This is a genomic window from Bacillus sp. BC05(2025) (genome assembly GCF_056725905.1).
Genome location: NZ_JBWYRA010000002.1, coordinates 828,910 through 852,929, shown reverse-complemented (window position 1 = coordinate 852,929; position 24,020 = coordinate 828,910). Strand labels below are relative to the sequence as shown.

General features: G+C 36.1%; 27 protein-coding genes. 16 read left to right on the top strand and 11 right to left on the bottom strand.

What is annotated here, in order from left to right:
* Positions 1–81: 81 nt before the first annotated feature.
* From entC to ACZ76X_RS10245, 4 genes are all read right to left on the bottom strand, one after another.
* Entirely contained in the window at positions 82–1,485 is a 1,404-nt protein-coding gene (gene entC, locus ACZ76X_RS10260; protein WP_479850444.1) for a cell wall-binding protein EntC, read from the bottom strand.
* Between the two features lie 600 nt (positions 1,486–2,085).
* Complete coding sequence (locus ACZ76X_RS10255) at positions 2,086–3,240, bottom strand: ABC transporter permease (protein WP_413229222.1); 1,155 nt, start codon at positions 3,238–3,240, stop codon at positions 2,086–2,088.
* A 26-nt stretch (positions 3,241–3,266) separates the two neighbouring features.
* Positions 3,267–3,941, bottom strand: coding sequence for an ABC transporter ATP-binding protein (locus tag ACZ76X_RS10250; RefSeq protein ID WP_000609103.1), 675 nt, complete (start codon positions 3,939–3,941; stop codon positions 3,267–3,269).
* Positions 3,938–5,041 (bottom strand): efflux RND transporter periplasmic adaptor subunit, encoded by a 1,104-nt coding sequence (locus tag ACZ76X_RS10245; RefSeq protein WP_479850387.1) that lies wholly within the window; start codon positions 5,039–5,041, stop codon positions 3,938–3,940. Before ACZ76X_RS10245 ends, ACZ76X_RS10250 begins: the two co-directional genes overlap by 4 nt.
* Before the next feature lie 211 nt (positions 5,042–5,252).
* Here ACZ76X_RS10245 and ACZ76X_RS10240 point away from each other — a divergent pair, with 211 nt between their 5' ends.
* From ACZ76X_RS10240 to ACZ76X_RS10230, 3 genes are all read left to right on the top strand, one after another.
* A complete protein-coding gene (locus ACZ76X_RS10240) occupies positions 5,253–5,987 on the top strand; it encodes a YwaF family protein (RefSeq protein ID WP_479850386.1) in 735 nt (244 codons plus the stop codon).
* 88 nt (positions 5,988–6,075) lie between these two features.
* Complete coding sequence (locus tag ACZ76X_RS10235) at positions 6,076–6,942, top strand: ABC transporter permease subunit (protein WP_479850385.1); 867 nt, start codon at positions 6,076–6,078, stop codon at positions 6,940–6,942.
* A 1-nt stretch (position 6,943) separates the two neighbouring features.
* Positions 6,944–7,948, top strand: coding sequence for an ABC transporter permease (locus ACZ76X_RS10230; RefSeq protein WP_479850384.1), 1,005 nt, complete (start codon positions 6,944–6,946; stop codon positions 7,946–7,948).
* Positions 7,949–7,986: 38 nt separating this feature from the next.
* On the opposite strand, the gene brnQ2 is transcribed toward ACZ76X_RS10230, so the two are convergent.
* From brnQ2 to ACZ76X_RS10210, 4 genes are all read right to left on the bottom strand, one after another.
* Positions 7,987–9,303, bottom strand: a complete 1,317-nt coding sequence (gene brnQ2, locus ACZ76X_RS10225; protein WP_479850383.1) for a branched-chain amino acid transport system II carrier protein BrnQ2 — start codon at positions 9,301–9,303, stop codon at positions 7,987–7,989.
* 217 nt (positions 9,304–9,520) lie between these two features.
* Complete coding sequence (gene cotJC, locus ACZ76X_RS10220; protein ID WP_000265273.1) at positions 9,521–10,090, bottom strand: spore coat protein CotJC; 570 nt, start codon at positions 10,088–10,090, stop codon at positions 9,521–9,523.
* Between the two features lie 12 nt (positions 10,091–10,102).
* The gene (locus ACZ76X_RS10215; protein WP_001076510.1) at positions 10,103–10,366 is read right to left on the bottom strand and encodes a spore coat protein CotJB; all 264 of its coding nucleotides are present in this window, start codon (positions 10,364–10,366) and stop codon (positions 10,103–10,105) included.
* Between the two features lie 8 nt (positions 10,367–10,374).
* Positions 10,375–10,590: a spore coat associated protein CotJA gene (locus ACZ76X_RS10210; RefSeq protein WP_001046257.1), complete on the bottom strand. Its 216-nt coding sequence runs from the start codon at positions 10,588–10,590 to the stop codon at positions 10,375–10,377.
* A gap of 48 nt (positions 10,591–10,638) precedes the next feature.
* On the opposite strand from ACZ76X_RS10210, the gene ACZ76X_RS10205 reads away from it, so the two are divergent.
* On the top strand, positions 10,639–11,052 hold the full coding sequence (locus ACZ76X_RS10205; protein ID WP_479850382.1) for a VOC family protein: 414 nt from the start codon (positions 10,639–10,641) through the stop codon (positions 11,050–11,052).
* Positions 11,053–11,066: 14 nt separating this feature from the next.
* A complete protein-coding gene (locus ACZ76X_RS10200; protein WP_479850381.1) occupies positions 11,067–11,846 on the top strand; it encodes a DUF2935 domain-containing protein in 780 nt (259 codons plus the stop codon).
* An 18-nt stretch (positions 11,847–11,864) separates the two neighbouring features.
* On the opposite strand, the gene ku is transcribed toward ACZ76X_RS10200, so the two are convergent.
* The gene (gene ku, locus ACZ76X_RS10195) at positions 11,865–12,677 is read right to left on the bottom strand and encodes a non-homologous end joining protein Ku (RefSeq protein ID WP_479850380.1); all 813 of its coding nucleotides are present in this window, start codon (positions 12,675–12,677) and stop codon (positions 11,865–11,867) included.
* 351 nt (positions 12,678–13,028) lie between these two features.
* On the opposite strand from ku, the gene ACZ76X_RS10190 reads away from it, so the two are divergent.
* From ACZ76X_RS10190 to ACZ76X_RS10175, 4 genes are all read left to right on the top strand, one after another.
* A complete protein-coding gene (locus ACZ76X_RS10190; RefSeq protein ID WP_000733844.1) occupies positions 13,029–13,310 on the top strand; it encodes a YkvA family protein in 282 nt (93 codons plus the stop codon).
* Positions 13,311–13,322: 12 nt separating this feature from the next.
* Positions 13,323–13,928: a DedA family protein gene (locus ACZ76X_RS10185; protein ID WP_479850379.1), complete on the top strand. Its 606-nt coding sequence runs from the start codon at positions 13,323–13,325 to the stop codon at positions 13,926–13,928.
* 99 nt (positions 13,929–14,027) lie between these two features.
* Complete coding sequence (locus ACZ76X_RS10180; protein WP_479850378.1) at positions 14,028–14,396, top strand: DUF3992 domain-containing protein; 369 nt, start codon at positions 14,028–14,030, stop codon at positions 14,394–14,396.
* A gap of 20 nt (positions 14,397–14,416) precedes the next feature.
* Positions 14,417–14,761, top strand: a complete 345-nt coding sequence (locus tag ACZ76X_RS10175; protein ID WP_000525813.1) for a DUF3992 domain-containing protein — start codon at positions 14,417–14,419, stop codon at positions 14,759–14,761.
* Positions 14,762–14,807: 46 nt separating this feature from the next.
* Here the strand turns inward: ACZ76X_RS10175 and ACZ76X_RS10170 are convergent, their stop codons facing one another.
* A complete protein-coding gene (locus ACZ76X_RS10170; RefSeq protein WP_479850377.1) occupies positions 14,808–15,233 on the bottom strand; it encodes an S-Ena type endospore appendage in 426 nt (141 codons plus the stop codon).
* A 352-nt stretch (positions 15,234–15,585) separates the two neighbouring features.
* Here ACZ76X_RS10170 and ACZ76X_RS10165 point away from each other — a divergent pair, with 352 nt between their 5' ends.
* The 3 genes from ACZ76X_RS10165 to ACZ76X_RS10155 all read left to right on the top strand — a co-directional run bounded on the left by ACZ76X_RS10165 (position 15,586) and on the right by ACZ76X_RS10155 (position 18,512).
* The gene (locus tag ACZ76X_RS10165) at positions 15,586–18,045 is read left to right on the top strand and encodes a LamG-like jellyroll fold domain-containing protein (RefSeq protein WP_479850376.1); all 2,460 of its coding nucleotides are present in this window, start codon (positions 15,586–15,588) and stop codon (positions 18,043–18,045) included.
* Between the two features lie 80 nt (positions 18,046–18,125).
* On the top strand, positions 18,126–18,329 hold the full coding sequence (locus ACZ76X_RS10160) for a hypothetical protein (RefSeq protein ID WP_000391504.1): 204 nt from the start codon (positions 18,126–18,128) through the stop codon (positions 18,327–18,329).
* Between the two features lie 12 nt (positions 18,330–18,341).
* Positions 18,342–18,512, top strand: coding sequence for a hypothetical protein (locus ACZ76X_RS10155; protein WP_479850375.1), 171 nt, complete (start codon positions 18,342–18,344; stop codon positions 18,510–18,512).
* Positions 18,513–18,540: 28 nt separating this feature from the next.
* On the opposite strand, the gene bcaP is transcribed toward ACZ76X_RS10155, so the two are convergent.
* Positions 18,541–19,944, bottom strand: coding sequence for a branched-chain amino acid transporter BcaP (bcaP, locus tag ACZ76X_RS10150; protein ID WP_098667852.1), 1,404 nt, complete (start codon positions 19,942–19,944; stop codon positions 18,541–18,543).
* A 278-nt stretch (positions 19,945–20,222) separates the two neighbouring features.
* Between bcaP and ACZ76X_RS10145 the strand changes: the two genes are divergently transcribed.
* From ACZ76X_RS10145 to murQ, 4 genes are all read left to right on the top strand, one after another.
* The gene (locus ACZ76X_RS10145) at positions 20,223–21,350 is read left to right on the top strand and encodes a cation:proton antiporter (protein WP_000899800.1); all 1,128 of its coding nucleotides are present in this window, start codon (positions 20,223–20,225) and stop codon (positions 21,348–21,350) included.
* 275 nt (positions 21,351–21,625) lie between these two features.
* Complete coding sequence (locus tag ACZ76X_RS10140) at positions 21,626–21,940, top strand: outer surface protein (protein WP_479850374.1); 315 nt, start codon at positions 21,626–21,628, stop codon at positions 21,938–21,940.
* 29 nt (positions 21,941–21,969) lie between these two features.
* Complete coding sequence (locus ACZ76X_RS10135) at positions 21,970–22,833, top strand: MurR/RpiR family transcriptional regulator (protein ID WP_000648157.1); 864 nt, start codon at positions 21,970–21,972, stop codon at positions 22,831–22,833.
* Positions 22,834–23,126: 293 nt separating this feature from the next.
* Positions 23,127–24,011 carry an N-acetylmuramic acid 6-phosphate etherase gene (murQ, locus tag ACZ76X_RS10130; protein ID WP_342718283.1) on the top strand — a complete coding sequence of 295 codons (885 nt, stop codon included), beginning with the start codon at positions 23,127–23,129 and terminating at the stop codon, positions 24,009–24,011.
* The last annotated feature ends 9 nt before the right edge of the window (positions 24,012–24,020 follow it).

The window sequence follows — 24,020 nt, the reverse complement described above, 5'->3', positions numbered from 1 at the left end:
TAATTTGGACGGGAGAAAAAGAATATGAGAATCATAAAAAAAGAGCCAGCCTCAACGATGAGACTGACTCTTTTTTACTAACTAGTTTAATACTTTCACTGTAACTGTTTTACGTCCCCAGTTACTAGATGTGCCTTTATCTGGCATTAAAACGTCGATTTTATTTCCTTTAATAGCTCCACCAGTATCACCAGCGATTGCTACTCCGTAACCTTCAACCCATACTTTTGAACCTAATGGAATGACACTTGGGTCAACTGCAATAAGTTTCATGTTTGGATTAGCTGTTAAGTTGTGACCTAAAGCTGATTTTACTTGGTCGCCTGCTTTATAACCATTTTCAAGTGGATCTGCTGTGTAAGCTGTTGCTACAACACGTAGTTCACGAGAAGATGATGGTGCACTTGTTTCAGTTTCTTTTGCAACAGGTTGTTGTGTAGCAGGTTTTTGAGCTTTAGCTGCTTCACGAGCTTTAGTTGCCTCTTGAGCTTTAGCCGCTTCACGAGCTTCAGCTGCTTCTTGAGCTTTAGCTGCTTCACGAGCTTCAGCTGCTTCTTGAGCCTTAGCCGCTTCACGAGCTTTAGCTGCCTCTTGAGCTTTAGCCGCTGCTTGAGCTTCAGCTGCTTCTTGAGCCTTAGCCGCTTCACGAGCTTTAGCTGCTTCTTGAGCCTTAGCTTCTGCTTGAGCTTCAGCTGCTGCCTGAGCCTTAGCTTCTGCCCCGGCTTTAGCTGCTTCACGAGCTTTAGCTGCTTCTTGAGCCTTAGCTTCTGCTTGAGCTTCAGCTGCTTCACGAGCTTTAGTTGCTTCCTCAGCCTTAGCTTGCGTTTCAGCTACTTCACGAGCTTTAGTTGCTTCCACTGCTTTAGCTGTATTTTGAACTTTCGTTGCTTTTTCAACTTTAACTGCTGGTTGAACTTTAACTGGAGCTTTACCTGTTAAATAAGGAACATGAACATAAGCTGTTTTTCCGTTATATTCAAATTGGATCCAATCATTTTCAACTTGGTGTGTTGTTTCAATTACATCATCTTGTTTTAATTTACCAAGAATTTCTGAGTCTGTGTTTGCACCAGCACGTACGTTTAATACGTTTGCTGTTACGTAGTAAGTGTCTTTTGTATAGTCAGCGCTAATGAAAGCTTCTTTACCGCTGTTTAATTTCACTTTTGACCATCCGTTTTCTGTATGTAAAACGTTAACTTTATATCCATCTAATAATTTTCCTACAACTTTTGATTCAGTAGTTGGGTTTTCTCGTACATTTAGTACATCAGTCGTTACGATTGTTTCTGCTTTAGCAGATGTTGTGAAAATCCCAAGACCAAAAACCGCTGCTGTTGCTATACCCATAAATTTTTTCATAATAGCCTCCATTGCATTTGTTTTCGTTGACCTCATTATAGCAACCATTATTTTCTTATTTGCGAAAAACATAAAATTACAAAGGTTTCGTAACGGGTCATTAATATTCTGTAATAATTCCAGTAATATCCTAAAAGCGCTTTCTTTTAGTTTATAGGGGAGGTTAGAGCATCTAATACATAAAAAGGGGAGTATTTCAATTTCTAATAGGTTAATATTGTTTCGTTATTGTTACGTAATTATTTCGTGATCATTACAAAAATGATGTTTTTTTCTATTGAAACAGGAAAGTAGTTATGTAAAAATAACTATTTTAGTTGTGGAGAAATAGAAATGGGGTGAAATTTAATGAAATATCGCTACAATTGTTACAAAATAAGTCGAGGTATGGAAAAAATTACGCCTTGATTTTGGTCTTTCACATATTATTTTTGCAATAATAGGATTCTATAGTAGCTGTAGTACTTTGAAATAGTTAAAGGTATGTATAACGTGAAACATATATAATAGAAGAAACACGATTTAATAGATAAAGTGAAACTTTAATCAGTGTGGGGGTTCTTCATCCCCCACTGATTATTAGTTGAACCAATCGGGCTTTTATGGGCAGTTGATCCCCCACCTAAATTCTTTGCTTTTGCTGAATTTTGAGGTGGGGGTCTTACTGCCCATTAAAGCGGGATAAATAAAAAAACGTAGGAGTGTAAATTCCTACGTTTTTGTTTATTCATATCGTAAACATTCAATTGGATCCAGTTTGGCAGCCTTGTTAGCTGGTAGTAGACCGAATATAATACCGATTAACATGGAGATACCTACTGCAAGAAGTCCAAGTTCTTTTGAGACAACAAGTGGCCATCCGGCAAAGATGGAGACGATCCAAGCGAAGAAGATGCCGAGCATGAATCCGATGAAACCACCTAGTCCTGTTAAAATACAAGATTCAATTAAGAATTGTGTTAATACTTTACCACGCGTTGCACCAAGTGCTTTACGAATACCAATTTCACGTGTACGTTCTGTTACAGATACAAGCATGATGTTCATTACACCGATACCACCAACAAGTAAGGAGATAGCGGCAATACCACCGAATACCATTTTCATCATACCGATAGATTCGTCTAATTGCTTCGTAAATTCACCTAAGTCTTGTGCTTCGAATTTGTGCTCAAATTTAGGAGCTTTCATTTCGTTTAAAACAGAAACGGCTTGTTTTTCTACACTTTTACGTTCTGTTGGAGAGGTCATTGTTAATCTTACAGAGTCATATTCATTTACTCCTGAAATGACAGGCGCGTTTTCAAGTGATGTATAACCTTCAGGCATAGGCATTCCAAAGTCATTTTTCGTTTCGTATACACCGACTATTTTATACGGCTTTCCTTTTATATCTGTATATTGATTTGATTCCCAACCATTACTAAATAATTTGTTGAAAGCTTCTTCATTTAATATAACAGCAGGGATTGCTTGGTTTAATTCACTGTCATTTAATTCACGACCGTGAACTAATTTTATTTTCGAATCTGTCATAAAGGCGCCTGTTCCACCTTTTAAATCAAGATTTACATCTTTTGAACCGGCAGATGCTTTTACTTTCATACTTACGTCTGGATACACATCTTTAACGCCTGGTACAGTTTGCAGACGGTTTAGCATATCGGGTGTGATTTTGGCATTATCTGTTCCATAGTCAGGATTGTTGTAGTAAATAGTTATTTCATTATCTTTTCCTTGGCCTAGTTCTTCCTTAAACTTTGCATTCGTACCATCACCCATTGAAATGATAGTAATAATGGCACTAATACCGATGATAATTCCTAGCATCGTTAAGATGGAACGCATTTTATGGGCAAAGATAGAGGAAAGGGCCATGCGTATATTTTCACTCGTGTTCAAAATTAACCTCTCCAATCTTGGACGATATTTCCGTCACGAATTACAATTTGACGTGCTGCAGCTTCCCCAATTTCACGATCGTGGGTAATCATAATGATTGTTGAGCCTTGTTTGTTTAATTCGTAAAAGAGGTCCATAATTTGTGTACTTGTTTTCGTATCAAGTGCCCCCGTAGGTTCATCGGCTAAAATGAACTTTGGATTATTTACAATTGCACGTGCAACTGCGACACGTTGTTTTTGTCCACCTGATAATTCGTTCGGTAAGTGAGTAGCGCGATCAGCTAAACCTACTTTTGTTAAAGCGGCTAATGAGCGCTCACGTCTTTCTTTTTTATCAACTCCAGCGTAAATAAGAGGTAGCTCTACATTTTGAAGTGCTGTAAGTCTCGGTAATAACATGAAGTTCTGGAATACGAATCCGATCTCTTTATTACGAACGCGTGCAAGTTCTGTTTCAGACATGTTTGAAATGTTTTGACCAGCTAGTTCGTACGTACCTGTCGTTGGTTTATCTAAGCAACCGATAATGTTCATTAATGTTGATTTACCAGAACCAGATGGTCCCATAATAGAAGTAAATTCTCCCTGGTTCAGTGTTACGTCAATGCCGTGCAATATTTGAACGGATTCTGCACCATTTTGGAAAGATTTCGTGATGCCTTTTAAGTTAATCACTGGGCGACAACCTCCATACCATCTTTTAAGTCTTTTTCAGGTTTAGAGATAATTTCCTCTCCTTTTTTCACTCCAGAAACTTTTGCTTCGCTATCAGTCTCGAATTCAACAGTAACCGCTTGTTCTTTCGCTTTACCGTCTTTTACAATGAAGACAACATTTTTGTCACCTTTTTTCACGATGCTGCTTTTCGGAACAATTGTCCCAGTTGCTTCACCAGATTTACTTGTTACGTATACGTGGAAGCCGTTTTGTAATTCTTCACTATTATCTAACGTGACAGTGAATTGATAGTTAGAAACAGTTTTGTTTTCATCCATGCTCTTTAATGGTGTAGAACCGATTTCTGTTACTTTTCCTGTCCAAGTCTTACCAGCGACCGTTTTTGAGGAAACAGTTACTTCTTGCCCAACTTTCATACTAGCAAGCTCATATTCAGAAAGTTGACCTTTTACTTTAAATGGGCCAGCGTGACGAAGTGTAATGCCGCTCATACCTGTTTTTTCATCTGCAGTTTTTACGATGTCATCAATTACGCCATCAGTAGGGCTCGTTACAGAAAGTGTGTTTACTTTCTCTTTTGCCGCTTTAATCATCTCATCAGCTTTTTCAACTTCAAACTTCTTCATTTCAAGTTGTGATTCTAATTGCTGTACTTCAATTTCTGATGCTTTTAATGCTTCAGCAGGAAGGCCTGCATTTTTATCTTTTTGTAATTTTTGTTTCGCTGTATCAATTTGCTTTTGGAACAATGTTACTTCTTTTTGTGCGATTTTCTTTTGCATTTCTGCTTCTGTTACACCTTGTTTCGCAGTAGGGTCATTATATTTAAAAAGGAGCTGACCTTTTTTCACTTCATCACCTTTTTTTACAGCTAATTCATACGTACCTTTTGTTGGATCAAATGAAATTGTTTCGATTCCGTTTGGAATGACTTCACCGCCAAATTTTTGTGCGTTTTCAATTTGTTTTTCTTTTACTTTATATCCGTTATATGCCATTGCTACTTCTGAACCGCCGCCAGCAAATGCAAAATATGATCCAGCTGCAATACCGATTGCTACTACACTAGTAATTAACACTTTATTTTTCTTCTTCATCTATTTATCACCTTTTCGTTCGTTTTAGTATCTACATTAAGTATAGAAGAGGTGAAGAATCTGACAAATCGTTTTAGCTTACAATAACCTTACAGTTTTGTAAGGTATGAATATGTAAATGTAAGGTAGAGGTTGTCCCAGTGTAAGCAAATGAATTGACTCGTTGTTTCTTTCTTACAATAATATTGTATGAAGGAGAGGAGGAAGGAAGATGGAAGCTTATTTTAGTGCGCATCCATTAAAACCGTTTATTCCATACTCAAGGCAACACGCCCTTATATTATTTATTATGTTGGTGGGGATATTTTTTCTGTATCAATACCAAGATGTATTACGTCAAAGTGAGTGGAATATAACAGTTCGATATGCGATTGCATTTTTATTTATAGGGAGTGAAATTGGGCTTCATATGTGGGAATGGAAAGCAGGGATTTTTGAGTTAGCTACTTCATTACCGTTTGAATTATGTACGATTAGTTTATTATTAGCGTCGATTATGATCGTAACGAAAAGTTATCGTATATATGAGATTGTATTTTTTGCGGGAATTATTGGTGCATCACAAGCCATTTTAACACCAAATTTGCAATATGCTTTTCCGCATTTTCGTTTTATTGAATATTTTAGCGCGCATGTATTGCTCATTTGGGCACCACTCTTTATGACTTGGGTGGAAGGCTATAGACCGACCTTGCAATCTATTAAGCGTACGATGATATTTTTAAACATATTGATTCCGCTTGTTTCGTTTGTGAATTACAAAACAGGTGGTAATTATATGTTTTTAGCTCATAAGCCAGAAACAGCTTCATTACTCGATATGTTAGGGCCACATCCTTACTATATTATTTCATTAGAACTCGCAGCGCTTATTGGATGTTTTATTTTATATATGCCATTTGCGAAAAGAGAAAAACAGTTACACAAAGAATCGTTAGGGTCATAACCTAGCGATTTTTTATATATTAAATATTTACAATTCAGAAAATTGAGAATAAAATTAAGGGGTAAATTATAGAGAGAGAAGGGCGAAAATGGTCAAAAAAGTATTTTTGAATGGGATGGAAGTGACGTTTCAATTTCTTATTTCGATTTTGGGTATTATTTGCTTAGGGACATTGCCGAAACTATTTTATGGATTTGAGCTGCATGCATCACAGTACATAAAGAGTTTACAAGAAGTGTTTGTGAATTTAATGGACATCTCCAATTTTAAATATGTGGGAGATAAATTTTTATTTCCGCAGTTGTTCGTCCATTATAAAGAAACAATTGTAATTTTTTTGGCTGCTTTTTTCATTTCATTATTTGTAGCATTTTGTATTGTTTATGTCATTATGAGTAGTTCACCGCGTATACAACATCGCATTAAATCATTTCTTATCCTCCTAGAATCCATTCCAGACATTCTTCTTATTTTAGTATCACAAATTTTAGTTGTATGGTTTTTTAAAAGAACAGGCTTTTTACCTTTTCAAATTGCATCAATTGGAGGCGAATCGATTAGAGGATTACCAATATTTTGTTTGAGTATACCGACTACGATTCTGTTTGTAAAAATGTTAGTGCTTCGTTTTGAAAATGAGTTAGAAAAAGATTATGTACTATTTGCTAAGGCGAAAGGGCTGGATCGTTTTCATATTTTAAACCGTCATGTTTTACGAAATGTGTTGCTTAGTACACTTTTCTTTGCGAAAACGAATATCTTTTTTATGTTATCTAATCTATATATTATAGAATGGATTTTTAATACGGGTGGTATTTTTATGTTTTTGAAATCGTACGAAGGTATTAGGATTGAGGTTTTCATCGTTAGTGTGCTACTTATTTATATTCCGATTTTTATTTTATTTAAATTGTTTCATTACCTCATTCCAGCTACGATGAAGGAGAGGCTATAATATGTGGACGTATATAAAACGCGATAAAAGATTTTGGATAAGCATTGGTTTTCTTCTCCTATTAGTTCTTTTGAGCATCGGAAATACGTTATGGAATGATGGACATATTAGACAAGTTACATTGCAATATGATGCGGATGAAAATCCACAAGTGCCACCGTTTCCACCTTCATTACAATTTTTACTCGGGACAGACCGGAAAGGGTATGACCTGTTACATTTAGTCATTGAGGGCGCGAAGTGGACGATTGGTATATCTATTTTAATTGCGGCACTTAGAATGGTAATAGGTGTGTTTTTCGGTGTCGTACTCGGAACGTATATAAAAAGAGGATTTTCAAAAATTGAGGCTTTCTTTGATAGTTTTACAGTTATTCCGACAGTTATGATTGCGTATTTTTTTCTTCAATCTGCAAATGCATTTGGAAGCGGAGAGGAGACAACAACCTTTTTTGAAAGGGCTTCGTTTCAAGTGTTATTACTTGTACTGCTTGTAATGCCAGTTATTGCACTGTATGTTGCGAAGGAAGTTCGTAAATTGCGAACGGAAGAATTTGTTGATGCCGCGCGCATATTAGGTGGATCGAGAAGACATATTGTTATAAAACATATTTTTCCGCATCTCTATATGCCGTTTATACTCGTATTTCTTCAGCAGTTTACGCAGACTCTTACTATTTTACTGCACTTAGGATTACTTGAAGTGTTCTTTGGTGGGACAGTTCAGTTTTTCGGACCGGTAGAAGAAATAGAATCATACACACATGAATGGTCAGGTTTAATTGGAGTATACTTTAGATCCTTAACGGTGCATCCGTGGATTCCTCTTGTCCCAATTACATTTTTCGGGCTTACTATTTTTTCAGGAAATATGATTGTAAAAAGTATAGAAGAGGCTATGATGAAAGTAAGGTTAGGAGGAGAGATGAAGAAGGACGTTGTAGAAGAGGAACAATCTGCTGTGCAGTCAAAAGAAGAGTTATTTACTTTTAAACATACGATGTGAAAAGAAGCAAGCATGAATTTCATGCTTGCTTCTTTTCTTTATTTTGTAGAAACTTCACCTTCAGCTTCTGCTTGGGGAATATAGTAACCGATTATACCACCGATGATTGCTGGAATAATCCAGCCGATTCCTAAGTTGTAAAAAGGAATGGTGTGCACGATATTAGCGATAAAACTTGGTATCAATTCCACATTATCAAGTGCATGAATACAGCTAATAATGAATGCTGCGATCATTGCTCCGATGTAGACAGAAGGTTTACGTTTCGTATATTTATCAATAAATGATACGAAAATTAAAATGATCGTAATTGGATATAAAATAATTAATACAGGTAATGTAATTTTAATTAATAAACTTAATCCTAAGTTTGAAATTACAAAGCTAAAAAGACAAACGTATAGTACAAGCTTCTTATATGAAACGTTTGTTAGTACTGTTGCAAAATAGTTGGCGAATGCACTTACAACACCAATTGCTGTCGTTAAACAAGCAAAGATAATGGCGATACTTAATAAAACATTACCGCTTGTCCCAAAGAATTGGTACATAATAGTAGCTAATAGTTGACCACCGTTCTCGAATTGACCTAAGTTGCCGTTTGAAGCCCCGATATAACCGAGTAAGAAATAAACAATTGTTAAAAATAGAGCTGCGATGCTTCCGCAAATAATTGTATATTTCGCAATTGATTTCTTCTCTTGTATACCGTTTTGGCGAATTGCATTTACAACAATCGTTGATAATACAAGTGCTCCAATTGCATCTAACGTTAAAAATCCTTCAAGAAATCCTTTGAAAAATGGGATTTCTTTATAGTCACCAACAGGTTCTGTAAACGTTCCTGGTGAAAGAATCGCTTTTGTTGCCATAATTGCAATAATTCCAAGTAAAATTGGCGTTAATATTTTTCCGATATGATCTACTAATTTTGATGGATTTAATGATAAGAAGTAGACAACTGTAAAGAAAATTGCACTAAAGATTAACATAGAGTACCATTGGTCCGGAAAAAGTGGTGCAATCCCAATTTCGTAAGATACAGATCCAGTTCGTGGAATAACAAATAGTGGGCCGATTGAAAGATAAATAATGATAGCGAATATTGCTGCAAATTTTGGATGAACACGGCTTGCTAAAGTGTTAAAACTACCACCGGCAAGAGCAACAGCGACGATAGCTAGTAAAGATAAACCGACGTCTGTAATAATAAATCCTGTAATGGAGACCCACATATTTTCTCCGGAAGAAAGACCGAGAAGGGGCGGGAAAATCATATTACCAGCACCGAAGAAAACTGCGAATAGTAATAAACTAATCGAAAGTATTTGCGCTGGCTTTAAAGTTGTACGCATATAAAGAAAATCCTCCTAATGAGTATTTTTGTCGAAAATTCAAATAATTTGTCGAGTAACTGTTACTATTTTAAAGGTCTGATGACTAGAAAGCAATAGGGAATTTTGAAAAAATTAAAAAATAATGCATTAAATCGAATAAATATACTATTTGTATGTTTAATAAGAAGGATTTAACTTTTAACGTAAAAAAACACATATCCCTAGGATATGTGTTTTAAAAAAATATTTTTTTATCACGTTCTTCTTTTAAAATTTCAACTGCTTCTCGGAAACGTTGTGAATGGACGATTTCACGTTCACGTAAGAAGCGTAGACTATCATTTATATCTGGATCATCGGATAAATTAATGAGCCATTGATATGTTGCTCTTGCTTTTTCTTCGGCTGCAATATCCTCATATAGATCGGCAATTGGATCACCTTTAGCCTGTATATAGGTTGCAGTAAATGGAACACCAGCTGCATTATGGTAATGAAGTGCGCTATCATGGTCAGCATAATGAGGATCAAGTCCAGCAGCTTTCATTTGTTCAGGAGTTGCATCTTTCGTTAGTTTATAAACCATCGTAGCAATCATTTCAAGGTGAGCAAATTCTTCTGTACCAATATCAGTAAGTAGGCCAATGACTTTATCAGGAATTGTATAACGTTGATTTAAGTAACGTAGTGCAGCAGCCAGCTCTCCATCTGCACCGCCGTATTGTTCAATTAATAATTTTGCAAGTGCTGGATTGCAAGTTCCCACTTTAACGGGGTATTGTAATTTCTTTTCATAAATCCACATAGTTTCTCTCCTTTATATTTGCCATGGCCAAGGACCTTTGCTCCATTCCCAAGGGGCATTCGAATAACTGTTTCCAAACTGTTGGAGTGGTCCGTATTTTTCTTCCATCTTTTGTTTTAATACTCTCCGTTTATAGGAAAAGTCATTAAATTGATTAATCGCAGCGGTGTCATCTGGATGTGTATCTAAATAAAGAGTGAGTTCAACTAGTACAAAGTCCAGTTCTTGAAGCTCCAGTAAAAGCTGATAGTATTCTTCTGGTAGCGATTGATTCACGTCAGTAGTCACCGCCCTTTTTTATAAGGATTTTCATAATAGTCATAAAAAACAGGCCATAAAGTCCCTTTTTGTAGTGCTTCTTTTGGTGTGAATTGTGGTAAGTTTGGCGGTTGAAAGCCTAAAAATAAATTAGGAGGAGTAGAATAATATTTTTTTCCAATAGGAGGACAAGGATCGAGAGGGCTATGATAGGGCACGAATGATCTCATATATTTATTCACGAATAAACCTCCTTACATGTTCATTACTACGTATTGTATTCAGACATAATGAGCATTTATGACACATATAAAAAAGTAATAGGTACGGGGGGAATGAATGTGGAGACTGTGAAACAATTCATTGTATTGGAAGTAAAGAACTTAAAGGAAACTCTGTATTTTTATGAAGGGATTTTAGGGATAACACCTAGTTCACAAAGGCCGCAATTAGATATTACAGGGGTTTGGTATGATACCGATTCAACGAGAATTAGTTTTGTGATGAATCGCAGTTTGGGCGGGCGTGAGAAGAGTGTTACGGACTCAGTTGATGTTCTAACATTTTCAATTTCTAACATAGAGAACGTAAAGAAGAGGTTAGTATTTTATAAAATTCCATATACAGAAAAAGAAAGTGAGAAAAGTATTGTAGTACAAGACCCGGATGGATATAAACTTCAAGTAATAGAGAAGGATGAATAGACGGAGGGGATTTAGTGGAGAGAAATTATGAAGAAAGTGCGTTGTTTGAGCATCAATTTTGGCTAAAGGTACTTACTGATCATGCGCAATTTTTACTGGATGCATTAGCTCCGAAGGAAAAAGAGGATATAAAAAAAGCTACTTACTTTGTTGAAACATTTACGAATTTGTTAAATAAAGTTCGGAATGTGAATCTGATAGCATTTTCAAAAGAGGCAGAACAAGCTGCTAAGGAAATTCGGACGTTTAAATTAAAGATTATACAGAAGCAGTTGGAAGGGAAAATTACGATTCATTTTACGCCAACTTTTATTAATCATATGGTAAACGAAGTGGAAGAGTATATAACAGTTTTAGAGTTTTTGAAGAAAGGGGAAGTTCCGCCTGTTTTTCATGAATTGCATTATCATCTCGTTTGGTTAACGGATGCGGCTGGTCATGCGGGTTCTATTTCTGGTGGGCTAGACCTTGTTGAAAAAAGATTAAAAGAGAAAAGCGAAGAATTTACGAAGCATTTTGAACAATTTTACTTAAAGGCAGTTGAGATGACTGGGTATTTACGAACGGAGCTTCATCATTTTCCAGCATTAAAGAAGTTTACAAAAGATGTTTCACTTGAATTGAAATTATTTTCGCATTTTTTACATGAAGTGGAAGAGCTCGAGTTATCGAATGAAGTATTAAGTGTATTATCAGCTAGAATGGCAGATCATATGGCAAGAGAGGAATGTTACTACTTATTAAAACTAGCTCAATCGTCTGGACTTGAAATGCCGAAATGTAATCCGCTTTAAAGAAAAAAGAGGTCAATTTTATTTGGCCTCTTTTTCTGTTTTATTGTCTCTTTTTATTTTTGCTTGTTCAATGCTTGCCTGTAATGTCTCCATAATATTAATGATGTTCGGAGCTGGAGAGATTGTTTCAGTTTTTTCCTGTTGTTCAATTTTATTCTCGATTAATTCGGTAAGGGCTTCTTTATATCCATCTGTATACATTTCTTGTTCAAAAGGATTTGTAAGGTGGTGGATTAAATTAATTGCTGCGGTGAGTTCTTGTTTTTGTATAGGATAATTTTCGTTACTTGGTAAGTTAGGTGTATTTGTTATATCGCGAATTTCATTAGGGTAGTGGATGGTCTGTAACATTAGTCCATCTTCAAAGTTACGGATAATAGCTAAATGTTGTTTTTTTCTAATAGAAATATGAATAAGCCCAAGTTTATTTGTACGTTCAAGAGCTTCTTTTAATAATAAATAGGATTTTTCATGTCCTGGGGTAGGGCCTATAAAATAAGAACGGTCATAAAGAACAGAATCGATTTCGTTATTTTGGATAAAAGATATAATTCGAATGGATCGTGGTTCGTGAGCTTTTTGCAACGCAGCTAATTCTTTTTCATCCATAATAATGTATTTATGAGGTGCATATTCATAAGCTTTTACAATATCTGTATCATCAATTTCTTCATCCGTACAATCAGGAGCAAATTTTTTATATTTAATAGGTGTTAAACATTCTTTATGGAGGCTTAAAAATTTTATATCGCTTTCTTCTACGGCACTGTATAGTTTAATTCCTATATTTAATAGTCCAAGTGAAAGTGCACCTTTCCAGACGGTATGCAAATGAAACATCTCCTTTCGTTCAAAAATGGTTATGTATATTATGAGATAGTAAGAAATTTCCTATACGTGTATTTGTTTTTTATGGAAGGATAATCAGAAGGGGTTGGAATATAAAATATATTGACAAGCCCTCTGAAATATTTTAATGTGAGTGTATAAAATTGTGTATAAAGGGGAGTAACTTAGTACAATAAAGTCGTCATTACAGGGAGAAACCCTCGGCTTTATTGGCAACGTTTCGTTGTTAGTGAGACCTTTACCAGCAATGGTAAAGGCCCCTTTCTGTCTTTTTGAGGACCCTTACCATATTTGGTAGGGTCCTTTTCGTATACAAAGAGAGGAGAAATAAAAATGAAAAAACTTATTAGTAGATTAAGAGTTGTATTCCATGTCCGTCGTTTCGTTCCATTCCTATTTGACTTTTTTACTTCAAAAGAGGTTTCAATAAAGAAGAAAATTTTATCCATTGCTTTTTTAGTTGGGTATGTTGCGATGCCGCTCGATTTAATTCCAGATTTCCTGCCGTTTATCGGTATTTTAGATGATATTGGAATTGTGTTATTCATTTTGAACCGAATTGTCAAAATGGCGCCAGTTCAATTACAAGAAAAGCATAACGTAAACGTAGGATAGGAGTTAAAAAATATGGAGCAAATGATTTTAGATATAATCGAGTTTTTAAAGCAGTTTTCTTATTTTGGAGTTGTGTTAGCATTAACGTTTGAATTTATTCCAGCAGAAGTAGTGTTGCCTATGGTTGGGTATTGGGTATACGAGGGTGATATGAATTTCTGGTTAGCTGTATTAGCAGGGACACTTGGAGGAACGACGGGACCTTTAACGTTATATGCACTCGGTTATTACGGTGGTCGTCCGCTATTAATAAAATACGGAAAATACTTCTTTATTAAAGAAGAACAAATTCAAAAAGCAGATGATTTCTTTGAGAAATATGGACCAGTTGTAGCATTTGTGGGACGCTTTGTACCGGGAGTTCGAACACTTATCTCTGTTCCATGTGGTATGGCAAAAATGAACATATGGAAATTTAGCATATATACATTTGTAGCAATGTTCCCGTTAACGACTTTATATGTCTATTTTGGAATGAAATTAGGTCCGCATTGGGCAAAAGCGGCGGATGTTGTTGGACAATATATGCTACCGATATTACTAGTCGTAGTTATTGTTGTAGGTGGTATATTAATCTATAAATTTATGAAAAAAAGAAATAACACTGAATCTATCTAGTCATTTGAATATTTTTTGAAAATAGATGAATCGTACAGGCAAAAGACTCTGAAGGACATACACATATAGGGAATAAAAAAGAGAGAGGGGAAAACAACTATGTCTTGTGAGTGCTCAGGGGCTGCATTAACTTGTTGTCCAGATAAAAATTATGTACAAGATAAAGTGTGTAGTCCGTGGTCTGCTACTGTAGTTGCAACAGCAATCGATAATGTTCTTTATACAAATAATATTAACCAAAACGTAGTTGGTACTGGTTTTGTTAAATATGATGTTGGACCAGGCCCAATTGCTGTAGAGGTGCTTGATTCAGCTGGTACTGTACTAGATACACAAACATTAAATCCAGGAACGAGTATCGGGTTTACGTATCGTCGTTTCGATATTATACAAGTCGTGTTACCTGCAACACCTGCTGGAACGTATCAGGGAGAATTTTGTATTACAACACGTTATCCACTTTCATAGCAGAATAGGAGAGGATCAAAATGGGAATGAGAAGTTCCAGTTTGTCTTGTTGTTCTAATAAAACACTTGTGCAAGATCAAGTATGTACAGACTGGTCTATTACAGGTGCTGGTACTCAAATTGTATATACGAATAATATTACACAAGAAGTATATGGTTCAGGTTACGTGAAATATGATGTAGGGGCGGCTCCAATTACAGTTGATTTTTTAGTAGGCGCTACGGTAGTTGATACTGTTACTGTTCAACCGCAAAGTAGTGGTACTTTCACTGTACGATATTTTACGACTGTTCGAATTACTACGACAGGCACAACTGTTAATCAAGGAGAGTTTTGTATTACTGTACGTTATCCGATTTCATAAAAAAAAGCATACCATTTCTGGTATGCTTTTTTATGAAATTGGTATTTTAGAAGCGACGTGTAAATTCGCAACAGTACTTACCTTCTAAATATATTGAAGGATTACTTTGTATATTGATAATCCTGACTGATTCTAAGTCTTTTCCTGTGTATGATATTGTATTACCAGGAAACACAGTGAAAACATTAGTCGCTGCTCCAACGATTTGAATTGTAACCGCTTCTGTGCTGCTAGTACTATTGTAAACCGAGACGGTACCTGATATAAGTAGTATTCCATCACTTTGCCAAAGTATCATTGGTTGTGACTTATGTTTGGCAGAGGAAATAATATTATTCGTTATAAGGAAATTTCCTGCAAATTCATTTGTTACTAGTTCGCAATTTGGATTTGAAGGAGAGGGCGGTGGACAGGGATTTGGGCAAATAATAGATAAAGGAGCGAAACAGCCAATATTTTTTTTATTCTTCAATACAACCCCTCCTTTTAAGTAGTCTTTTACTATTATTAAATGTAGAAGCATGGCCGATGTGTTAAAAAAAGAAGGAAATGTTAAAAATTAAGATTGTCTAATAGGCTTAAACCTTAACTTATCATTAGTGTTATAGAAAAGATTATATGTGAATCATCATAGGAAAAGAATGACCAGACTCTTTTAGACAAAAGGTGGTTGTATACAATAGTACGAGGAATGTTGGACTTAACTTCTAATTAACTGTATATTTACAAAAATCTAATGAAATTCATTTGTTATTTAAACTGCATTAATATGTTTTAGATAAAATAGCCCTTGTAATGAATCAATTATTATGAGGAGGATTCACGTGGAAAGAACTGTTTTACGAAAAGTAAAAGGCCTTATTGGATTATTAATGGTTTTTGTATTAGCATTCGTATCATTTCCGTGGAGTACATCAGTCAAAGCGGAAGAGAAGAAGCAAGAAAAGGCACCAAGTGAGAAGAAGATCGTTTTTCCAGTCGTAAGTGATGTACATATTAAAAATAGTGGAACGGATGATACGTTTCGCTGGAAACGAGCAATCGAGCAACTTAATACACTTGCACCTAAACAAGATGCCTTCGTAATTGTGGGAGACTTTACTGATTCAGGATCGGTACAACAATATGATCGTTTCATGCAAGTGTATAATGAAAATGCAAATAAAGATGCCGTGCGAATGAATTCTCTTGGTAACCATGATTATTGGAACGGTTTATCTGTAGAGGGAGCGCAGAAGCGTTTCTTAGAAAAAACAGGTATGAAATCAATTTATTATCATAATGTGGTAAAGGGTTATCACTTCCTTGTTATGTCTCCAGAGGACGGGACAACTCATGGATATTATTCAGACAAGCAAATTAATTGGTTAAAAGAAGAGATGGCAAAGGCGCAAAAAGATGATCCGGAAAAACCGATTTTCGTATTTTTACATCAACATATTAAAGATACAGTATATGGTAGCCAAGAGTGGGGAACGAAAGATAGTGCGAAAATTAATGAGGTATTAAAACAATACCCACAGGTTATTACGTTTTCAGGGCATTCGCATTATCCGTTAGATGATCCAAGATCGATTCATCAAAAAGACTTTACATCAATTGGTACATCTTCTGTAAGTTATATGGAAGTGGAAGGTGGGAAAGTACAAGGAAATATCCCGCCAGGAGCAAGTACATTAAGTCAAGGTTTATTAGTAGAAGTAGATGATAAAGAAGTAACGATTAATCGCCGTGATTTCCATACAAATTCTTGGACAGGCGAACCATGGAAAATCCAGTTGCCATCAAAGAAAGAAACATTTACACATGTAGAAGATCGTGATAAAGAAAAGCCTTACTTTGCAAAAGATGCGAAGTTATCGGTATCAAATGTAACAGAAAATGCAGCAACAGTAACATTCCCTCAAGCATTGGACAACCTTCTTGTTCATTCTTATCGTGTGCAAGCTAAAGATAAGCAAACAGGTGAGATAAAAAATAAATTGTTGGCATTCTCAGAGTTTTATCGTGATCCAGTACCGAAAGAGCTGACATTTACACTTGCAGGTTTAGATGGCGGGAAAACATATACGCTTGAAGTAGTTGCAATCGATTCATTCGGTAATGAGAGTGTACAGCCGTTAACAGCAGAGATCACTACGAAAAAAGATAATATTGATCCGAATGTGAAAGTACCAAAGGCCGATGTTTTTGATGTAAACTTTGCAGATGGTACATTTAAAGACAATTCATCATTTGGTATAAAAGGTGATGTTAAGGGCAATGTGACTATTGAATATGATAAAGCATTGAAAAAGAATGTTATGAAGCTAAATGGAAAAGCAAATACATTTGGATACCTTCCGTTTTCAGCAGCACAAAAAGAAAAAGTAGCAAATACGTTTACGTTAGAAACTGTATTTTCAATGAATGAAATCCGCGGGCAAGGTATTTTACAAAATACAGAGAGCGGCGGAATTGGCTTTGAATCTACAGGAAGTGGATATGTAGAACTATGGGCTCATATTGGCGGTAGCTATAAGCGTGTTGGGGTTCAATTAGCAGCTAACAAAACGTATCATTTAACAGGAACGTATAACGGAAGTGAAGTAGCAATTTACGTAGATGGTAAAAAAGTAAATAGCCAGCCAGCTACAGGGAAAGTGTATCACCCGAACGTACCATTTGCACTTGGTGCTGATCCCGATAGTAATGGAAATGGTGGTATTCCGTTAAATGGACAAATTGCGCTTGCGAAATTATATAGTAAAGCGTTAAATTCTTCAGAAGTATTAGCAGCGTATAATGAGTTTTCTAACCGTACAAAGTTAGAGGAAGTAAATGCGTTATATGAAGAGATTGGAAAAGTAAAAGAAGTGTTAGCTGGTACGTATGAGTTTGGTGATAAGCCAGGTCAATATTCAAAGGAAGCATTTCAAGAATTAGAGAAAAGCTATAATAATACAAAACAAGTGTTTGAAAATGTAGCAAGTACGGGAGAACAAATTGTTCAAGCGTATAATGAATTAAAAACTGCAAATCAAACATTTATACAATCTAAAGTAGTAGAACAACCGAAAACACTGAAAGAAAAATTACAAATGAATATTGAATCTGCAAAAGCAGTAGTGAAAAAAGCGCAAGCTGCAAATGTAACGGACGGTTCAGTGGAATCATTGAGTCAAAAAATTACAGTGGCAGAATCTGTGTTAAAAGATGCGAAAGTAAAAGATACACAAGTAGAAACGATGAATCGTACGATGGAATATGCGATTTCACTCGTTGAAAAAAGCATAAACAAATAAGAGAGAAGAGAAAGAAGCTTATCATGATAGGCTTCTTTTTTGTTATACTAAAAATAGCATAGAATAAAGGAGCGAATAATTTGGAAGAGAAAAAGCTAAAAAGAATTCTTGAATATGTATGGATCGCGGTTGTGCTCCTTGTAGGATATTATTTCTTAAAAGAGAAAAGTATATGGGTTCTATTTTTAATGACGTTTTTATTAGCGGGTTTAGGCACGTTATTTATTAACTTCTTCTTTGATAGTTTAAATGCATGGAAGAAGAAAAAGAAGGGAACGAAGTAAAGGAGGGAATATATGCAAAAGTGGAAGCTCATATATCAGGTGATTATTTTCTTAGTGCTTGTAGGTATTGGAATTATGAAATACGCAACGCCAATAGGAAATTGGGCATCGTTTACAGCTTGCATCGGCATATTTTTCATTTTACAATCGTTAACGAAAAAATATAATAGTACAGAAAGATAGCTCACCGTTTTATTGGCGAGCTATTTTGTTATGCTTTTTTCTGTTCATCGTTTGCTTTTTCAGTAGCTAAATGACTATGTTTTCTAGAGTAGAAGAAATAGAAGCATAAGCCGACTATAAGCCAAGCTATAAAGCTAATCCATGTCGTTTTAGATAAATTAGCCATCAAATATAAACAGCAAAGAATGGCGACAACTGGTAATACAGGTACGAAAGGTGTGCGGAATCCACGTTTTAAGTCAGGGTGTGTTTTTCGTAAAATAAGTACCGCACAGCAAACGAATGTAAAGGCTGTTAACGTACCGATGTTCACTAAATTAGCTAGTAAATGTAAGTCTAAAAGTCCTGCTAATAAAGCGGCAACAACACCAGTAATCCATGTGTTTAATAAAGGGACTTTTACTCTTTTATTTACACGTGCTAATGCTTTTGGAAGTAGGCCATCGCGGCTCATCGCATATGAAACGCGAACTTGTCCATACATAACGACTAAGAGAACGGTTGTCATTCCAGTCATCGCTCCAACAGCAAGTAGTCCTGCAATTGTATCTTCGCCAACGAAATGTAAGGCAAATGCAACTGGATCGGAAACATCTAATTGTGTATACGGAACCATACCTGTTAAAACGAAAGATACAATCATGTATAAAACAGTACAAATAAGAAGGGAACCGATAATGCCAATTGGCAAATCACGCTGTGGTTTTTTCGTTTCTTCTGCCGCGGTTGCGATTGCATCAAAGCCTAAAAAGGCGAAGAATACAGTGGCAGCTCCAGTAATGATACCGTCGTATCCGAATGGAATGAACGGCGTCCAATTTTCAGGTTTTACATATTTTGCACCTGCTACGATAAAGGCGATAATAACAGCTAACTTGATAAGAACCATAATATTATTAATGCGTGCGCTTTCGCGTATACCAAAACTTAAAAGACCCGTAATGAGTAGTAAAATACAAACAGCCGGTAAATCGATAAGACCACCTTTTCCTACGCCAGGGGCCGAGGCGATTATGGCGGGCAGATGGATGTTAAATCCTTGTAGTAAAGATTGTAAATAACCAGACCAACCGACAGCTACTGCTGCGACTGCAAGTAAATATTCGAGCATTAAACACCAGCCGACGATAAAGGCGACGACTTCTCCGACTGTCATGTATGCGTAAGTATACACACTTCCTGAGACTGGAATAGAAGAAGCAAATTCAGCATAACAAAAGGCTACACAAGCACAAGTAAATGCAGCAATAAGGAATGATAGCATAATACCAGGACCAGAATGTTTCGCTGCGACAATACCTGTTAATACAAAGATTCCTGTCCCAATTACGGCGCCGATTCCTAAAAACGTTAAATCAAGTGCAGTTAATGTTCTATTTAACTGCCGTGGTGATTCAGTACTAAGCGCTTTTTTTCGTAATAATGACTTCACTTTGGACTCTCCCCCCCGTTTTTCATTTCCATAACTGCGAATATAGTATGAGCCCACTAGAAAAGAGTATGTAGGTAAATGGAGGTACAGTTATGGTATGTAGTTTTTTAAAATTTCTGGATTAATCTTAATATAATTCAGAATATTTTGTCAAATAAAAATGTGACAAATAAAATGCGGATGAATAGGGGAAACTACTCGCAGGAATGGACGAGGGTTAATAATCTACTTTAGATGGAGAAAACCCACTCATTAAAGTTAAAGTAGGAGAAGATGTTATGTTATTTTATTTTGAACTTGTCGTCATTTTACTTTGTACAAAATTAGCAGGTGATATTAGTGTAAGACTTGGCCAGCCTTCTGTACTTGGTAAATTAATTATCGGAATTATTATCGGTCCAGCTGTACTTGGTATTATAAATAGTTCCGAATTAATCGATGAACTGAGTGAAATTGGTGTTTTACTACTTATGTTTATGGCTGGACTTGAAACAGATTTAGAAGAGTTAAATCGGAATTTGAAATCATCATTTGCAGTAGCGGCTGGTGGAATTATTTTTCCTTTCATCGGTGGTTATGTAACAGGATTGCTGTTTGGATTAATACAATCTCATGCAATTTTCTTAGGTTTATTACTTTGCGCAACGTCAGTTAGTATTACAGTGCAAACGCTAAGAGATTTAGGGAAAATGAATACGAGAGAAAGTACAACGATTTTAGGTGCTGCCGTATTTGACGATGTTATCGTCGTTATTTTATTAGCGTTTGTTATGAGTTTTTTAGGAACGCAAGATGTGAATATAACACTTGTTATCGTAAAGAAAATTATTTTCTTCGTCAGCATAGTTTTTATCGCATGGAAAGTTGTTCCGTGGATTATGAAAATGCTTGTGCCGCTCCGTGTAACTGAGGCATTAATTAGTGCAGCTCTTATTATTTGTTTCTCTTTTTCGTATTACAGTGAAATGATGGGGATTGCAGGTATTATTGGCGCATTTGCAGCTGGAATTGCCATTTCGCAAACAGAATATAAGCACGAAGTAGAACATAAAATTGAACCGATTGCGTATGCGATATTTGTGCCAGTGTTCTTCGTAAGTATCGGAATGGAAATTACATTTCAAGGTATCGGAAGCCAGCTTTGGTTCATTATCATCATGACGCTTATTGCGATTTTCACAAAGTTAATTGGATCAGGTTTAGGAGCAAGGCTAACAGGATTCAACCTGCAATCTTCTATTAGTATCGGTGCAGGGATGGTGTCGCGTGGTGAAGTAGCGCTTATCATCGCAGCGAATGGACTTACGGCGAATTTATTAGCGAAAGAAAATTTCACAGCGATTGTTATTGTTGTTATATTGACGACGATTATTACGCCGCCGCTTTTGAAGAAGTATTTTGTATAGAGAGGAAGAGCTTATCTGATGTGGGTAAGCTTTTTTTTATCCCGCATTAACGGGCAGTAAGACCCCACCTCAAAATTCAGCGGAAACAAAGAAGTTAGGTGGGGAATCAACTGCCCGTAAAAGCCCGATTGGTTCAACTAATAATCAGTGGGGGGGGAACAAAACCCCCACTGATTAAAGTTTCACTTTATTGGAAAAAGCAATAGTCATATAGCGTGAATAGGTTGTACTTATGGTAAAATCTACGTATATGATAAGTCGAGGGGAGAAAATGTGTGAAGATTACGAAGGGAAAGATTATAGGTGTAATTATACTTCTTCTATTGTGCATACCATTTACTGCATGGAAAGAATCAAAAGTGAAAGATTTTCCGGTTTCTATTTTCTCGGAAGAAGCAGATGGTGAGTACAATCAGAAGCTGAAATATACTGCTTTTTTACCTGATGTTGCGATTTGGATGAACGGTTGGGAAAAGAAGTGGACAGAAGGGGAAAGAACTGTTTATCAAAAAGGGAATCGCATTGTAAATGTGTTTCATCCTCCTGGCGATGATGGTTTTTACCTTCTTGAAGCAAGAGAAAATCAGTGAACGCAACCGTAAGAAGTGGAGGTTAAATAGTGAAAGCTTCAACATTACTATTTAAAATTGAAAGTAATATGGATCAATTTTCACCAGCTGAAAAGAAGGTTGCCATGTACATAATGGAGAATGCAGAGATTGTTCCGAACTTAACGACGAAAGAAGTGTCAACGAATGCAGGCGCAAGTGAGGCGAGTGTTGTTCGCTTTTGTAAATCGATTGGGATTGGGAGCTTTAAAGCATTTAAAATCGCGCTCGTTCGTGAATTAACGATTGCTGATTATAATATTAATGATTTTTCAGTGATGAATACGGAAGATGGCCCGTACGACTTGTTTAATAAAGTTACGTATGTGAATAAAGCTGCAATTGAGGCGAGCGTGACGGCGATAGATAAAAAAGAACTTGAAAAAGCTGCAGATCATATTGTAAATGCTGATAAAATTATCTTTTACGGAGTAGGCGGATCAGCTACCCCGGCGATGGACGGAGCTTATAAATTTACAAGGCTCGGATTTACAGCGATGATGCTATCTGATTTTCATATGATGTTGCCGCTTGTGACGAATTTAAAAGAAGGCGATATATTTGTGGCGATTTCAACATCTGGTCGTACGAAAGATGTACTTGAAATGGCGCAATATGCGAAGAGACAAGGTGCAACAGTTATTGCGATTACAAAGCTTGATCAATCATCACCGTTATATAAAGAGGCGGATATTCGCCTTTGTATGCCAGATGTAGAACAAGATCATCGTATTGCAAGTATTGCTTCAAGAATGACGCAATTGAACATGATAGATGCTCTATATGTCATTACCTTTAATCGCATTGGTAATAAAGTACTGGATCAATTTATGGAAACAAGAGAAGAAGCTTTGCGATTACGGAAGCTGAAATGAGAAGATGGGGAAACCCATCTTTTTTTCGTACCGACATAAAGTGAAACTTTAATAAGTGGGGGGCATCCCCACTTATTATTAGTTGAACCAATCGGACTTTTACAGGCAGTTGATCCCCCACCTATCTTCTTTGCTTTCGCTTAATTTGAGGTGGGGGTCTTACTGCCAGTTAAAGTGGGATAAATTCGTCATGAAAAGAAATTAAATTTCATAAAATAATAAAGTAATATTGATTTTAAATTTCTTAAAGTTATAATAAAAGTATGAAATTAAATTTCAAAGTAGGTGGTAATATGTTAGAAAATTTATCGACAGAACATCGTAATGAGAAGACGATGAATTTAGATGAGATGAGCATAAAAGAAGTGTTGCAAAGTATGAATGAAGAAGATCGAACTGTTGCGTTAGCGGTTGAAAATGAAATAGAAGAAATTGAAAAGGTTGTAGGGGCTGTTATTCAGTCTTTTGAAGAAGAGGGCCGATTAATTTACATTGGGGCTGGTACGAGTGGCCGTTTAGGTATTTTGGACGCAGTGGAATGTCCGCCGACATTTGGTACAGATGATAAAATGGTGCAAGGATTTATAGCAGGTGGATTGAAAGCGTTTACTAAAGCGGTAGAAGGTGCAGAAGACCGCGAAGAGTTAGCAGAAGAAGATTTAAAAAGTATTGGATTAAATGAGAAAGATACAGTGATTGGAATTGCAGCAAGTGGTCGAACTCCTTATGTTATTGGCGGCTTGAAGTATGCGAATAGCGTAGGAGCGAGTACAGCTAGTATCTCCTGTAATAAAAATGCTGAAATAAGTAAATATGCAAAACTAAACGTGGAAGTAGAAACAGGTGCAGAAATTTTAACAGGATCAACGCGTTTGAAAGCTGGTACAGCGCAAAAACTAGTACTCAATATGATTTCAACAGCATCTATGATTGGTGTTGGGAAAGTATATAAAAACTTAATGGTAGATGTGCAATCTACAAATGAAAAATTAGTAGAACGATCAAAACGGATTATTGTGGAAGCAACAGGGGTTAGTTATGAAGTAGCAGCGGAGTATTATGAAAAAGCAGAACGTAATGTGAAAGCTGCGATTGTTATGGTGTTATTGCAGTGTGAGTATGGGGAAGCACTGAAGAAATTAAAAGAAGCGAAAGGGTTTGTGAAGAAGGCACTATAAAATAATAGG